We start from the raw sequence: 14,393 nt of genomic DNA on the forward strand, positions 1-14,393 counted from the left end.
CCGCGTGTAACGGTTCATCTACAGCCTGGCGGCCAGGTTGCCGCCGCTGCGCTGCGCGCCCTCTCTCACTGTCGCTCCGAAGCTCTGAGGTTTCCATGCTTCTCTCCCGAACTGTCCGTATCGCCAGCACCGTTGCGCTTGCCGCGCTGAGTGGGCTCGCCTCAGCCGGGGCGTTCCACGCGCAGGCCGACACCGTTGTCGCTCGCGACACGACCTGGGTTGCGGCCCCCAACGGCGACACCACCTGGGCTGTGACCCCGGTCGGCGACGACACCACCTGGCGCGTCGTTCCCCGCACCGGCGCAAAGGTCTTCGTCGCCAACGACACGACTTGGTAGGTCGTCAGCGATCTGACAGGGCGCGCAGGGGGGTCTTGGGCGCCCGCTCAGGTAGCCGGTCCCCTTTGTAGACGAAGGAGGAGCCCGGCCGCGCGTCCTCACACGCGTCGGCCAGTGCTCAAGGCGCAGAGCAGTACCAAGGGCGGGGGGTACCGCCCTACAGGGGAGGTTCAGGTGGGAATCGATCCGGCACGCATCCGGAGGCGCATGCTGGAGGCCGAGCAGTCGGGCCGGCGCACTCTGGATGCTCAGGAGGCGTGCGCGGCGCAGCGCCTTCTGGCCGTGGTGATCGACGAGCCGCGCGATGATCTGCACAGCGACGTGGCGGCGCTGGAGCAGGTGGGCTGAAACAACCACCACATTCGTCGGGGCGGGCATTGGCTGGTGCCCGCCCCTTCGTATGCCCTGACCTGCGAAAATTGCCTGGAAAAGTCTGGCCGCACGCTCCATATCGGGTAGAATAAGGGGAGCGTGGTGAGGGGGAACGGCCCCCAACCCGACCAGCCTCTCGGAGCCTGCTGTGACGATCCGGACCATCCCCATCGGCAAGATCCACCGCAACGAGCGTCAACCCCGCGAATTCTTCGAGCCGGTGGCCCTGCAGGAGCTTGCCGACTCCATCAAGCGGTTCGGCCTCATGCAGCCGATCGAGGTCCGCCGCGACAAGGACGCCGGCGGCTACGAGATCGTCGCGGGCGAACGCCGCTGGCGTGCCCACCAGCTCGCCGAGATCACCCACATCAAGTGCATCATCACCGACGACGACATGACCACGCTGGAGCGGTTCAAGCGGTCGGTCGCCGAGAACATCAACCGCGCCGATATGACGCCGATAGAGGAAGCCAAGGCGTTCCGGCGCATCCTGGACGACCAGGAGGACGTCGAAGTGGGCGCTGTGGCCAAGGAGTTCGGCAAGACCACCCAGTACGTGAACCTGCGCCTGGCCCTGCTCAACCTCACCGACGAGGTTCAGCAGCACGTCAACTCCGGTGCCATCGGTACGCAAGCCGCCGTGCAGATTGCTTCCCTGACGCCGGGCAACCAGGCGGCGGTCATGAAGAAGTGGGTCAAGGGAGCCTTCGCCGGCGACAACGAGCTGGTCCACTTCGCGTACGCCCTGGGCCAGCAGCAGAACCAGACGTTCGCGCTGATCGTGGAGGACCTGAGCGAGGAGCAGCGCGCGGAGCGGAAGCGCGAGCGCACCGCCACCCGCAACAAGCTCGACGCCGTCGAGCGGGTGCGGGAGCTGCTGGAGGAGCTGGCCAAGGCCGACCCGATGAAGCTCGCCCTGGCCCTGGAAGGCGAAGTCCTCGCCCGCCTCGAGCAGATGGACCGCGTGGCCGACGCGGTCCAGAAGGCCCGCTTCAACCTGCGGCAGGCCAAGGCGCACGCCGAGGCCCGCGAGATCGTCGTCAACCCTGAGGCGGCGGACGCCAAGCCTGCTCCGGCAGAGCCTGCCGCGGCCGACCGGGAGTTCGTGCCCACCGCCTGACCCACCCCGGCCCCGAGAGCGGCCTTTCCGTATGCAACCGACCAAGGAGAACCCCCGTGAGCGACAACACCGGCAGCCCCGACTGGCAGGGCATGAAGCCCCGCGACTTCACCACCCGCCGCCCCAAGGCCCCGCATGACGGGCGCGGCCTGTTCCTCGTCGACGAACTCGACGCCGGCGGCACCGAGGCCATGTTCGGCGCCGACCTGTGGGACGGCGACGCCTCCCCGGCCGGCGCGGCGCCGGCCGCCACGCAAGAAGTCAAACGCTAAATGTGCCACAACATTCTTACGTGGTACGTTCTGCTCGTTGATCGGGAACGGCTGCAGCCGCGGAACCGGCCCATCGGCAATGCCGTGGCATGCGGCATCCCCCAAAGGTGTCTGGCGGGTGGCAACTCCCCCGCGCCCTACCCGCCAGACGCCGGCGCCGCCCATGCGGAGCCACAAGGGGACGCCGCTCCACGCGGCCGCGTTCGGACCCGCCCAGGCCACCAGGCCGGGCGGGTCCCCGCGTCCTCAGGGGAGAGGCCGTGAGCGCGACCTACCGCAGTGACCACGCAGCCGACCCCGAGCTGTTCGAACGGCTCATGCGCGAACGCTACGGACCACTGCCCAAGGTCCTGGCCGACCTAGACGTCCCGCCCCCACCCGAACCTGTCCGGAGTCACCAGATGTCCCCCCGAACCACCCCCGATCCCGACGCGGCCACGCACTACGCCGAGCTCCAACAGGAGATCGCCGAGGCCGCCAGTCGGCCGCGCCCCGCCGCCGGCTCCAAGGAGCGCACCCCGCCGGTGCCCGGCGCGACCTGGTGCAACTCGTGCAACAGCTGGTGCAGCCCGCAGGGCATGTGCCACTGCAACGACCGTTAGACGAGGCAGCGTTGCGCTACTTCCACGGTGGCGTCCCCGGGCTACGGCCCGGGGACCTCATCACCCCGCACCCGCCGCGCGCCGTCGACGGCTGCGCGATCTGCGAGGCCCGAACCCAGGGCCTGACTGCCACCCTGAACGGCCAGCCCATCGACCCGCCCAACGGCCGCCCCGACCGGGTCTACATCGCCACCGACCGCGACTACGGCCGCTTCTACGCCTCCCTGAGCTGGTACGGCGACCTCTACACCGTCGAACCCGTCGGCGAGATGAAGCCCTCCACCGAGGACCACTTCCCCACCTGGTGCGTTCCCGCCGCCCGCGTCGTGTCCGTGTACGTCAGGGCCGTGCGGCTCACGCCCGGCCAGCGCAGGTCCCTGCTGCGCCGGTGGACCGAAGCCGACCGGGCGGCAGGCCGGTGACCCGGGCCGCCCGCGGCAGCCAGCCGCCGACGCTGGACCAGATGCGGCACCTGATCGGCTACACCGGGCACCGGGTCCTCAGCGCCGTCGAATCCGAGCGGCTGCGCGCCGGCGTCGAGCACCTGGTCGCCAGCCAAGCGGGCCTGAACGCCAAGGTGGGCGACCTCATCCGCCGTCTCGCGGGCGGAGCCCGCCCCGTCCTCGATGTCGACTGCCCCCTCTGCCATGCGCGCCCCGGGGCCAGCTGCGTTACGCGCCTGGGCCCGCCATTGGCCGGCTCGCACACCGCGCGCCTGGAGGCCGCCGCCGTCACCAGCACCGCCACCCGAGACCAGCACCGGCAACGGACCGTCCATATGAGCGCCGCCGGTGCCCTCGATGAGCTGCTGGGCGCCGCCTACCGCGAGCGCGCCCACCTCGCCGCGTGGCTCGCAGCCCTGCACCCCAGCGTCGTCGCTCCCGCGCCGCCCGACGCGGGCGACGGCTGGTACGTGCTGTTCCTGCGCGCCGGGGGCTGGCAGTTCTGCTGGCACATCGCGCCCGGCGACCTGTCGCTGTTCGACCACGTCCAGCGGGTGCCCGCCGAAGACGCGCGGGCCCAGTGGGACGGGCACACCGTCGAGCAGAAGTACCGCCGCATCCGCACCCACACGGCAGTTCTGTGTATTCCCGGCGACGATGCCCCCAGCCGCAGGAACGTTTGAGGGCACGGGACGCCCTGAGACATCCCGTGCCCTCCGAACTCATCCGTTCCAGGCTGGGCTGGTGACGTGACTCAGTTCACGTGGACTGTCAGGGAACGGCTGTCGCTCGCGGCGAAAGCGGTCGTCGCCGGGGAGTGGAGCCGGTAGGAGAAGGTTCCCTTCGTACGCTCGGGCACGGAGAAGGCGACCGTGCCGGTGGCGGACTGTCGCGCGGTGGCCAGGGTCGACCACTGACCGTCGCGGTAGACCTGGAGCCGCACGACCGCGTTGGGGGACTTTCCGGCGACCTGTCCGGTGATCTTCACCGTGGTGCCGCGGCGGACCTTCGTGGCAGACGCCTTCGCGGTGAGCTTCGGCTGCACGGTCACCGCTGTCGCCGCACTGACCTGCTTTGTGCCAGTGAGCTCCACCACCCGCAGGCTCTCGTTCTGCCGCGGCACCACCGTCAGGTCGATCCTGTAGTCGCTCAGGGTCCGCGTGGTCAGGGTCGTCCAAGTGCTGCTGCCGGCGAGCCTTGCCTGCACGGCGATGCGGGAGCCGGGAATTGTCGCTCCTGTCGCACCGGTCAGGCTGCCGTCGATGCCCACTGAGCCACCCCAGAGGACGCTGCTGCCAGGAACCGACACGATGAGCTTGTCCCGGCCCACGACCGTGGTGAACGCGGCACTGCCGACCGCACCGTGATTGTCGGTGACGGTCGTCTTGACGGTGTGGCTGCCGACGGCGAGGCCCGTGAGGTCGTACCCGGTCGACCAGGGGATACTGCTCGGGCAGTGGTACGCCTTGCGCGGGCAGAGCCAGCCCATCGCGTCCAGGTCGTCGGTCTCGAGGACACGCCCGTCGACCGCGATCACCGCCTGGGTGAGCCAGGTCGTGGCGTTGTAGCCGTTCGGGTCGAAGTTGAGCCCGTCCGCGACGGCACTCGACCACTCCACGTGCAGGTACTGGGCTCCCTCTGCGTCAAGGAGACGGGTGCCATCAGCGGTGACCGTCGGCCCTGGCTCGACGATAACGGCCCGGCCCGCCACGGCCGACCGGTAGCCGTTCTTGTCCACGGCGACGGCCTGCATTCCCCGGCTCGCACTCGGAACGTTGGCGGCGGCCGTGTAGCTGTAGGGCGCGCTGGTGTCGACGTAGGCGGGAGTGGACTTCTTGCCGTAGCCCAGCGAATAGAACTCCACCCGGTCGATTGCGTCTCCGCCTGCTGCCGGGGCGGCGTCGACACTCCAGGTGACCGATCCCCAGACGACGGAGTCCCGGGCCGGCGCGGTGAATGCGGCGGAAGGGTTGGCCGTGCGCAGCGCCAGAGTCCCGGTGACCGGGGTGGTGTCCGTGCTGGTGACGTCCGTGCCCTCGATCGCGGAGAGGGTCAGGGTGTTGCCGCCGTCGGGCAGGCCGCGGGTGTCGAGCGTGAAGTAGCCGGTTGTGCCGTTGACCTGGGCGGACGCCGTGGCGGTGCCACCGGCCCTGGTGGGGTAGGTCACCGTCGCGTTGAATGGCAGCAGTTGCTGGCCCTCGGGGAGGTCGGCGTGGAAGACCACCGTGACGTCGCCACGGTAGGCGCCTTGCGCATCCTGGGTGGCCTGGAGACCGGTCACGGGGTCTGCCAGTTCGCGGACCGTGGTGAACGCCAGGGGAAGGGATACGGGCGTCGGATCGTCCGCCACCGCGGCGGTAGCCGAGGGCCCGAGCAAGGTAAGCGCGGCTATGCCCAGTCCGGAGACTTTGCGTATAGAAGAGCGCATGTGCACGGCTCCAGGAACTGGGGGACGGCGCGTGCCATCCCAGGTTGACCGCCGAACCGTATCCGGTGCTTGTACGGAGCTCGGCAGCGGGATGCCTTCTCGCACCCACTGGCGAGGCACCCCTCAGGAGATCACCGAGCACCGCTTCTCGGAGGCGTACTGAGCCCGCCGGCGACGGGACCGGCCCGAACCTGCCGGAGCTGCCAGCCCCTGTACGCCCTGGACCACACCGACCAAAGACCGGTGGTCGACCGGCGGCATCTGAGCACACGATGCATCCCGGCGAGATCCTTTAGAGTGGGCGGTCGTAGGGCGCGGGGGGCCACGTTCCTACACGAAGGACTCCGCTGTGAGTGCTGCGCCCGCCCGCATCCCAGAGTCGCTGCTGCCGCTGGTGGTGCCGATCGACGATCTCGTGGCGTACTACCGCAACCCGCGCACCGGCGACCTCGACGCCATCTCCGAGTCGCTGCGCGTCCACGGCCAGTACAAGGCCATCGTCGTCAACCGCGGCACCCACTCCGGCCGCCCCAACGAGATCCTGGCGGGCAACCACACCTGGGCCGCCGCCAAGCAGCTCGGCTGGGAGCAGATCGCTGCCACCTGGGTCGACGTCTCCGACGAGGACGCGGCCCGCATCGTCGTCGTCGACAACCGCACCTCCGACCTGGCCGGCTACGACAGCGAGCTGCTGGCCGACATCCTCGAAGAGCTGCCCAACCTGGACGGCACCGGCTACGACCAGACCGCCCTGGACAAGCTGCTGGACAACCGGGCCCTGCCCGCAACGATCGACCTGCCGTCGGAAGGGCAGGGCACCGGGGCGATGGCCAAGCTGGAGTACCTGCAGTGGGGCTACATGCAGTGGTCCACCACCCGCGTGCAGATCACGGCCGCCGAGGTGGAGACCCTGAACGCCATCTACGAGCGGTACCTCACCGAGTCCCGCTCCGACTTGGGCTTTGGCTGGCACCTGCTGCAGGAGGCGCACACCGACGCCGCCGAGGCGCCCTCCGACAGCGAGGACGCGCCCGTCGACCAGGCCGACGACACCGGCGACGACGCCGAGGACGACGAAGACTCCGCCGATGCCGAGGACGACGACGCATGAGCATCCCCGGCGGTATCAGCGCACCCAACAGCAGCGGCCCCGCCACCACCTTCTACGAGGCGTACCCGCTCAAGGACCTGCGGCCGGCCGACTACAACCCGCGGCATCTGTCCGATGAGGCCTTCGAGCGGCTCAAGGGGTCCATCGGCCGCCACGGCATCGTCAAGCCGGTCATCCTCAACGCCAACGGGACCCTGGTCGCAGGCCACCAGAGAACCAAGGCGATGACCGCGCTCGGGATGACCCACACGCCGGCGGTGATGCTCGGCCAGGTCGTGCGCCTGACCGACGAGATCCAGTTCAACCTCCTGCACAACCGCGTCGAGACCGAAGCGTCGATCGTGTACGCGCAGCCCGGCCCCATCGGCCAGTGGTCGTGGATCCCCTGGCAGACCATCGAGGTCGCGCAGTCCCGCAACAAGCCGTTCCAGCAGGCCATCTCCCACATGACCGGCGGGCACGGCGCGTGGGGCAGCGTCGTCATCGACGACCAGGGCCAGATTGCGCTGAACGCCGAGTACGCCGTGGTCGCGGCTGCGAACCACTTCGACGTTCTCGCCTGGACCTGCACGTCCATGGACGCGGCGACGCTCGTCGCCGACCTCACCGGCGAGTACGGCGTGTACGACTGGTCGGGGCTTGAGGACCAGGCGCCGGTCTACAACCAGCACATCGTGCAGCCCAAGCGGCTGCGTCAGTACACCTCGCTGAGGAAGGAGGGGAAGCTGGCGTACAAGTCGGAGGTGTGGGAGAAGCTGGCTCTGCCCCGGCTGCGCGAGCGCCCCGAGACGCGGGTGGTGGACTTCGGAGCCGGGCACGGCGACTACGCGAAGAAGCTTCGGCCCGAGGGCTACAGCATCGACGACTACGAGCCGTACCGCACCACCCCGGGCAAGTACGCCGTCGACATCCGAGGCGTCGTCTCGATGATCCGCACGATCGAGAAGCGGGTGGCCGCGCACGGCCTGTACGAGATGGTGGTGCTGGACTCCGTCATCAACGCGACCACGTCGCTGGACTACCAGCACTGGGTGCTGTGCGCCGTCAACGCCCTCGTCGCCGGCGACGGCACCGTGTGCATCGGCACCCGCAACCTGCTGGCCGAGCAGGCGTTCGAGGCCAAGCAGCACGCCACCAGCGCCAACGACTCCACCCGACTGTCGTTCCTGGACGCGGAGAACGTCGACATGCGGTTCATGCAGGGCAAGTGGATGCGGATCCGCTACCACACCCCCGAATCGCTGAAAGAGCTGCTGGAGGCGTACTTCGAGGAAGTGACGGTCGCCGGCCGCTCCAACGCGACACTCCGGGCCGTATGCAAGAAGCCCCTGTCACTTTCCGATCTCGATTACGCGAAAGCACTGGATGAGGAATTCAACATGCCTTACCCGAATGACTTCCGACATGGACGCCATAAGCAACTCGTGGAAATTTTGATAAAATTGGTATCAGAAAGGAATAGCCGGGCCGACTGATCCACGGCCCTCCGTAGAGGGGTTTATACGCAATGCCGCAACCGCCCGTGAGGGTAGGTATTACCGCCGCCGCACCGTACCTGATCATGTGGCTGGCGGGGGTCCGCCACGTCAATCTCGACAAGCACTGCCTGGAGACGTTCGGCCTGCCCGACCGCCACCCGCTCAACCCCAAGGAGCCCCAGCAGAGCGTCACCCTGCGAGCGGAGCACCCGCCGTTGGCTTGGTACCTGTGCGCCCTGCCCCACCCCTGGGACTGGAAGGCGAACGCACACCTGGCCTTCGACTACGCCGAAGGCCACCAGTGGGAAGGCCCCGCCCTCGTGCCCGGCCTGCGCGTGACCCTGGACAACGCGCGCCCCATCACCGGATGGGGCGAGCACTCCATACCCGCCACCGCACCCAGGCGCCACCAGTACCTGTACCGCACCTGCCGCAACTGGCAGTTCGCGTGGTGGCTGCGCACCAACCGCGCCGCCCCCGATGCGCCGCCGCCCAGCTGGCGGCCGCGGAAGGATCCTGACGCTCCCCAGCAGCTGACCTTGCTGTAGGTCGCGCGGCCCGGGGCCACGCCAGGTCGCCGGGCCGCTCCGCCCCGCACCCTCATAGCGGAGGGCAGTAGACGGCGCAGAAGATCCGGCCGGCGGCTCGGCTGGATAGAGACCAGCCCAGTGAGCATCAACTCCACCAGGAGAAGAGCTTCCGATTGACCCCGACAGCAAGATCACAATCTACGGCTGGACTATTAACTAGCCTTCCTTTGGGACTGGTTGAGAGTGCGTGCGTGGTTTGGTCAAAGCTGCCCGGCGTGAGCGCGCTATAGGCAAACTCCTTGCCCCTGTAATGGGCAACGCCCGCCCAGCCGTGACGCTTCGGACGGGTGCTAGAGTGATTGATTCGCCTAGCTCAGAGCCCTTCACGCATCGCGGTCTTTTGCATTTCCTTGAGTCGATGATCATTGACCGTTCAAGCGAGGCCCTTACGCTCCGCTGACATCGGACATGATCCATCGTCGGGATGAAGTCCACAAAAGCGTGGGATCCATAGATGTTTCAAGCCAGACGTACTCGGCACCCGACCTTTGGCACTGGCCGTCGCACTCCTCTCGGCACTCGCATGGCTCGGCCTGGGGAGCCTGGCGCACGCGGGTACCAGTACCGTCTCCAATGGTGGGTTCTTCCCCGTCCCGCCTTCTTCGAAGATCGTCGACACTCGCTCGTCCCTCGGCGTCAGCGCGACCCTCGGCGCGGCCTCCACGACGTCCTACACCGTCGGCTGGTACACGTGGCAAAGCTGACGAAGGCCCAAGCGGCCTTGACGATCGCCCTGGCAGCGAGCATTCCACTCAGCGCGGGCTGCACGGCACAGAAAAGTCAGGAATCGCCGAAGGAAATTTCGAGCGTCTCCGCAACCCCATCTGCTGGCGCCCCTGTTGTTGATGTGACGAAAACTCCACCCGACATCTCCGGCTCGGCCAAGGCCCTCGTCCGCCTGGCCAACCGGACAGGGTCGCAAGAGGTGGCCGTGATCGACACCATCAAGGCCGGGACGGTCGCTGTAGCGACCGAATGCAACGGCGTAGGCAAAACGACCATAGTCATCGGAAAATTGGCCACCTACATCGTCCCGTGCACGGCCGCACCCGCAACGAGCTACAACGAGATCGGCCTAGGCAGCAGTAAGAAAGACGTGAAGATCACGATAGCGGCCAGCGCCGGAGTCCACTGGGGCCTGTCCGTCGGATGGCGCCCGGAATATCAGCCGCCTCGCGGCTAAACACCGCAACCCACAAGCCGGGGGCCCCGGCGAAGTCATCGTCGATTCCCCGGGGCCCCCGGAACCTTCGTCCGTACGCGATGAGGTCGCGTGGGCTTCGGAGGCCAAGGACTGCGACGACCGTCGGAAAGGCCCCGCTGTACTCGTCGAGATCAAGGCTGCCCCGCGTCGCCGATCGTCTTCAGGTACGAGACAGAGCCGCTCGGGCGGGACGCGATCGAACTCGCGCCGGGCTTGACCATCGGCCGACCTGAGCCCACCCGAGCACAGAGCGTACGAGCGTCTGCTGCCTCAACCGGCTGGCCGATCGCCGTCTCGACCTCAGGTGGCCCGCCAGTTCGCCGTCTTGGGCCTTCAAGAATCCGCGGACCTGCCGACTTCTGGTCGGGCCCATGTAGACGCAGACGTCGATGTCGTAGCAGGAGACCGTCCGCAGCCGCCGGATCTCCCCCAAGTGGGAGGCCGGTCGTTCCGTGGTAGCGCAGCGCGCCGCGCAGGTCGACCAGGGCCGCCGCGGACGGCAGGGCCTGCACCTCCGGCGACAGCTCCCGTAGCTGCTCCAAGACCTGCCGGTAGGTCACCTGCGGCAGCCGGTCCGGGCAGCGCACATGCATCACCACACGCGGGTATCGCATCCCTAGATAGCCGTTAGCACCAAGTCGCCACGCCCTGTTCGTATCTTGCAGTGCCATCATGTTCATCGGCGTGGGGGCGCGCAGCAGCGGAGGGACCACGCCGGTGGGACGCCCCGACAAGGCCACGCGTGCCGCCATCGCGCAGCGCCGAGCGGACGCCATCGACCTACGCCTGGCCGGCGTGGACTGGCACACCGTCGCCCGCAAGCTCGCCGCCGACCCGGCCGTCAACTCCGACCGCATCGCCTACCCCCAGGGCTACGGCATCGACCGGTACAACAAGGGCCTGGAACCGCCGGCCGACGACCAGCTCATCAACGCGGCCTGCAAGGACGTGCGCCAAGCCCTCAGGCAGCGCACCACCGAGGTCGAGGACAAGGCCGACGAGCTGCGCGCCGTGGAGAACCTGCGCCTGGACCGCCTGTTCTTCGTCGCGTACCGGCAGGCCGTCAAGGACGGCGACCTGCCCGCCATCGACCGGGCCCTGCGCATCATGGAGCGCCGCGCCCGCATGAACGGCCTCGACAAGCCCAACAAGACCGAGCTCGTCACCCCTGCCGCCACCGGCAGCGAGCTGACCGACATCGCTCTCGACGAGCTCGAAGCCCTCATCGGGATCTCGGAGGAGGCCGCACATGGCTCCGCTGACTAGCAGCGAGCGTGAGACCAAACTGCTGGCCGCCTACCGCACCCGGCCGCCGGCGCAGCGCCGCGTCCTGGCGGCGAAGGCCTCACCGGAGCTGCGCGTCCAACTCGCCCGCATCGAGCGCCGCATGGCGATGGACGCGTCGCCCGGTGCGATGGCCGCCGTCCTCACCGAACGCCGCGAGATGCAGGCCCGGCACCTCCACCTCATCGACCAGGCATGGATCGACATGGCCGAGGGCCGCGCCGACCGCGTCATGATCACCATGCCTCCGCGGCACGGGAAGAGCCGCCGGGCCTCCCGCTGGGCACCCTTGTGGTATCTGCGCCAGCACCCCGACCGCCGCATCATGATCGCCTCGTACTCCGGTGACCTCGCAGAGGAGCACTCCCGCTGGATCCGCGACGCCATCGAGACCTGGGGCGACGAGCTCGGCATCCGCCTCAACCCCTCCAGCCGGGCCGCGATGCGCTTCGACATCGCAGGTCACCAGGGCGGCCTCGTCGCCGCGGGCATCGGCGGCAGCCTCACTGGCAAGGGGGCCACCATCGCCCTCGTTGACGACCCCGTGCAGGACATGGCCTCCGCCGACTCGCCCAGCATGCGCCGCAAGACGTGGGAGTGGTGGCAGTCCGTCCTGCAGACCCGACTCGAACCCGACGGTGCGATCTGCGTCATCCAGACCCGCTGGAACGAAGACGACCTCGCGGGCCGCATCCTCGCCGACGCGCAGGCCAACGAGTGGAAGATCATCGACCTGCCCGCCCTCGCCGACAGCGACACCGACCCGCTCGGCCGCAAGCTCGGCGAACCCCTGTGGCCGGAACGCTTCGACGTCGAGCACCACGCCACCACCCGCCGCCGCGTCGGCGAACGCGTGTGGGCCGCGCTCTACCAGCAAAAGCCGCGGCCCCCCGAGGGCGGCGTGTGGCAGCGCGCCTGGATCACCGACCACCGGCTCACCACCGTCGAGTTCGGCGGCCTCGACATGGCCCGCGTCATCGTCGCCGTCGACCCCGCCGGCGGAGAGTCCTCCATGGGCGACGAGACCGGCGTCATCGGCGCCGCCCGCGGCTTCGACGGCCACCTATACGTCCTCGAGGACCACTCCGCATCCATGGGCGCCAACGACTGGGGCCTCACCGCCTGCCGACTCGCCCTCGCCCTCAAGGCCGACGCGATCGTGGTCGAGTCCAACTACGGCGGCGACATGGCCCGCCAGGTCCTCTCCCAGGCATGGGAGCAGCTGCGCCGCGACGGCACCACCGCCGGACAGCTCATGCCCCGCGTCCTCGAAGTGCAGGCCAAGGTCGGCAAGCGCCTGCGGGCCGAGCCCATCGCCCAGCTGTACGAGCAGGGCCTGATCCACCACGTCGGCGCCCACGTCCGCCTGGAGGAACAGATGGTCACCTGGGTCGTCGGCATGGACTCCCCCGACCGCATGGACGCCGTCGTCCACGGACTCACCGAACTCGCCGACCCCGACCAGCTCGCCGCCGTATCCGGACACATCCACGACGACCGCCTCGGAGGACGCCGCTGACCCCGGAAACGGCCCCATAAAGGCAAAGTCCCCTGGCCATATCGCACTGCTACCCTCCCGGCCATGACGATCAGGGGGAAAGTCGCCATCCAAGTCGCTTCGGCGGCAGTGGTGTTGGGGGCCGTTGTCGCAGGCGCCGTCGTGCTGATGCCAGCCGATAAACCCGCGCCGACACACGAGCAGATCTCGGAGCAGATCAAAGCGTCCGCGCACGCCCGCGTAGAGGCCTCGCTGCTGGAGGGCCGCAAGGAGCAGCTGGCGATCCTGCAGGCGGGGCAGACTCCCAGCGAGGACCTGTGCCAGGCACGGTGGGACCGCAAGTCCACCGCCGAGCAGCACGCCTTGGTGTGGGCAAACTGGATAACCGGCTGCTTCGCCGCCCCGGACGCCCCGTAGTAGCCTGCGCACATTGTGAGGCTCGGACGCTGGGGGACAGCACGTGACGATCGTTCGGACTATCGCGCCGGAGGGCATGCCGCGCCCCACGGGAGAAGAGGGCCATGTTCTCCTTGACGCGGTCTGGGCGTACTTCGGTGAGCACTACCGCTGGCCGACGTTCGACGACATCGACCGGCAGCTGTTCGTGCAGGGTCTGGACATCGAAGAGGTCCTGCAACAGCTGTGCCCTGCACTGCTGCTCGGGCTTTCGCACGACATCTCGCAGTTGCCCCACGGCCACTACGAGCTGTCTCTGAGCGTTGCCGGCGCTGCGAACTGCACCGGGACCGGGCCAGCCCTCGCTGTCTTCCTCGACATGGTGGAGGCAGCAGTCAAGTTGGAAGTGGCCTGGGTGCCAGCGGACCGCGATGCATCATCCCCGTGGATGCGGCCCGAAGACCTTGTACCGCCCCCGGGGATCGACCCGGCACTCCTGACCAAAGCGATCACCTTCGCTGCGGCCGCGCTCGCGCAACGCGAAAGCTGCTTCCGCGGCGGAAGCATCAACCGGGAGAACCTGGACTGGTCAATCAGCTTCGACCGGACCGTTCGGCCGTACGCCAACGCGCACACAGTGGCTGACTACTGGCGCATCCGCGAGCTACAGGGACCGGAGCGGGCCGAAGCCGACAGACGGCCGTTCTCCAAGCAGCCCACCACGCGCACGGAGGCCGTGTTGCAACCTTGGCCGCCCGCCCCGGCCGCTCCAGCAGGCGACTCACCGGAGCCCATGTCTGTCACCTGCGTCCTGCATCCGCTGATCGCGGAAGTTGCTGCCGAAAGGTACGACCGCGGCGCCTACAGCGACGCGGTGAGGAGTGCCATCCAGGCGGTGGAGCACCGGGTACACGTGCTGGTCGGGCCGACTAGGGATGTGGGTGACCGGCTCATGGGCGTGGCCTTCAGCAACAAGCCAGACCCGCCGTTGATCACCGTGACGCGCTCCACGGACGGCTCCCTGGAGAGCGAGCAGAACGGCATGCAGGCACTGTTCAAAGGGGCAGTGCAGGCCATCCGCAACCCTCGCAGTCATGGGCCGGACCGGGAGGACAACCGCGACGAGGCCGATGAGATGTTGGCGTTCGCCAGCTTCCTCATGCGGCGTCTCGACATCGAGGACGCGAAACGGGCGCAGGCCGCCGACGAATCGGCGACGTGATCACGCGCTGCCTCTAAGCTGACTGCGGGCGCGGG

17 protein-coding genes are annotated in these 14,393 nt (G+C 68.5%); 16 read left to right on the plus strand and 1 reads right to left on the minus strand.

Annotated features, from left to right (window positions below):
• Nucleotides 1-95: 95 nt before the first annotated feature.
• From ACFWVC_RS11285 to ACFWVC_RS11315, 7 genes are all read left to right on the plus strand, one after another.
• Nucleotides 96-338 carry a hypothetical protein gene (locus ACFWVC_RS11285; protein ID WP_384282227.1) on the plus strand — a complete coding sequence of 81 codons (243 nt, stop codon included), beginning with the start codon at nucleotides 96-98 and terminating at the stop codon, nucleotides 336-338.
• Between the two features lie 174 nt (nucleotides 339-512).
• Nucleotides 513-686 carry a hypothetical protein gene (locus tag ACFWVC_RS11290; RefSeq protein WP_384282230.1) on the plus strand — a complete coding sequence of 58 codons (174 nt, stop codon included), beginning with the start codon at nucleotides 513-515 and terminating at the stop codon, nucleotides 684-686.
• A 172-nt stretch (nucleotides 687-858) separates the two neighbouring features.
• Complete coding sequence (locus tag ACFWVC_RS11295) at nucleotides 859-1,830, plus strand: ParB/RepB/Spo0J family partition protein (protein ID WP_384282232.1); 972 nt, start codon at nucleotides 859-861, stop codon at nucleotides 1,828-1,830.
• A 56-nt stretch (nucleotides 1,831-1,886) separates the two neighbouring features.
• Entirely contained in the window at nucleotides 1,887-2,102 is a 216-nt protein-coding gene (locus tag ACFWVC_RS11300; protein WP_384282234.1) for a hypothetical protein, read from the plus strand.
• 260 nt (nucleotides 2,103-2,362) lie between these two features.
• Nucleotides 2,363-2,704 carry a hypothetical protein gene (locus ACFWVC_RS11305; protein ID WP_384282237.1) on the plus strand — a complete coding sequence of 114 codons (342 nt, stop codon included), beginning with the start codon at nucleotides 2,363-2,365 and terminating at the stop codon, nucleotides 2,702-2,704.
• 11 nt (nucleotides 2,705-2,715) lie between these two features.
• Nucleotides 2,716-3,126: a hypothetical protein gene (locus ACFWVC_RS11310; RefSeq protein WP_384282239.1), complete on the plus strand. Its 411-nt coding sequence runs from the start codon at nucleotides 2,716-2,718 to the stop codon at nucleotides 3,124-3,126.
• On the plus strand, nucleotides 3,093-3,830 hold the full coding sequence (locus ACFWVC_RS11315; protein WP_384282242.1) for a hypothetical protein: 738 nt from the start codon (nucleotides 3,093-3,095) through the stop codon (nucleotides 3,828-3,830). The genes ACFWVC_RS11310 and ACFWVC_RS11315 overlap by 34 nt, the downstream gene beginning before the upstream one ends.
• 71 nt (nucleotides 3,831-3,901) lie before the next feature.
• Here the strand turns inward: ACFWVC_RS11315 and ACFWVC_RS11320 are convergent, their stop codons facing one another.
• Nucleotides 3,902-5,497 carry a hypothetical protein gene (locus tag ACFWVC_RS11320; RefSeq protein WP_384282245.1) on the minus strand — a complete coding sequence of 532 codons (1,596 nt, stop codon included), beginning with the start codon at nucleotides 5,495-5,497 and terminating at the stop codon, nucleotides 3,902-3,904.
• A gap of 427 nt (nucleotides 5,498-5,924) precedes the next feature.
• On the opposite strand from ACFWVC_RS11320, the gene ACFWVC_RS11325 reads away from it, so the two are divergent.
• From ACFWVC_RS11325 to ACFWVC_RS11365, 9 genes are all read left to right on the plus strand, one after another.
• On the plus strand, nucleotides 5,925-6,686 hold the full coding sequence (locus ACFWVC_RS11325) for a ParB/RepB/Spo0J family partition protein (RefSeq protein WP_384282253.1): 762 nt from the start codon (nucleotides 5,925-5,927) through the stop codon (nucleotides 6,684-6,686).
• A complete protein-coding gene (locus ACFWVC_RS11330; RefSeq protein ID WP_384282261.1) occupies nucleotides 6,683-8,161 on the plus strand; it encodes a ParB N-terminal domain-containing protein in 1,479 nt (492 codons plus the stop codon). The genes ACFWVC_RS11325 and ACFWVC_RS11330 overlap by 4 nt, the downstream gene beginning before the upstream one ends.
• An 86-nt stretch (nucleotides 8,162-8,247) precedes the next feature.
• Nucleotides 8,248-8,712, plus strand: coding sequence for a hypothetical protein (locus tag ACFWVC_RS11335; protein WP_384282265.1), 465 nt, complete (start codon nucleotides 8,248-8,250; stop codon nucleotides 8,710-8,712).
• A gap of 530 nt (nucleotides 8,713-9,242) precedes the next feature.
• Nucleotides 9,243-9,458, plus strand: a complete 216-nt coding sequence (locus tag ACFWVC_RS11340) for a hypothetical protein (protein WP_384282270.1) — start codon at nucleotides 9,243-9,245, stop codon at nucleotides 9,456-9,458.
• A complete protein-coding gene (locus tag ACFWVC_RS11345) occupies nucleotides 9,446-9,937 on the plus strand; it encodes a hypothetical protein (protein WP_384282275.1) in 492 nt (163 codons plus the stop codon). Before ACFWVC_RS11340 ends, ACFWVC_RS11345 begins: the two co-directional genes overlap by 13 nt.
• A 693-nt stretch (nucleotides 9,938-10,630) precedes the next feature.
• Nucleotides 10,631-11,224 (plus strand): hypothetical protein, encoded by a 594-nt coding sequence (locus ACFWVC_RS11350; RefSeq protein WP_384282278.1) that lies wholly within the window; start codon nucleotides 10,631-10,633, stop codon nucleotides 11,222-11,224.
• A complete protein-coding gene (locus tag ACFWVC_RS11355; RefSeq protein WP_384282283.1) occupies nucleotides 11,208-12,761 on the plus strand; it encodes a terminase large subunit domain-containing protein in 1,554 nt (517 codons plus the stop codon). The genes ACFWVC_RS11350 and ACFWVC_RS11355 overlap by 17 nt, the downstream gene beginning before the upstream one ends.
• 147 nt (nucleotides 12,762-12,908) lie before the next feature.
• Complete coding sequence (locus ACFWVC_RS11360) at nucleotides 12,909-13,157, plus strand: hypothetical protein (RefSeq protein WP_384282287.1); 249 nt, start codon at nucleotides 12,909-12,911, stop codon at nucleotides 13,155-13,157.
• A 43-nt stretch (nucleotides 13,158-13,200) separates the two neighbouring features.
• Entirely contained in the window at nucleotides 13,201-14,358 is a 1,158-nt protein-coding gene (locus ACFWVC_RS11365; RefSeq protein ID WP_384282297.1) for a TIGR02391 family protein, read from the plus strand.
• The last annotated feature ends 35 nt before the right edge of the window (nucleotides 14,359-14,393 follow it).

The organism is Streptomyces sp. NPDC058691, from assembly GCF_042714775.1.
In the GTDB taxonomy this organism is placed as follows: domain Bacteria; phylum Actinomycetota; class Actinomycetes; order Streptomycetales; family Streptomycetaceae; genus Actinacidiphila.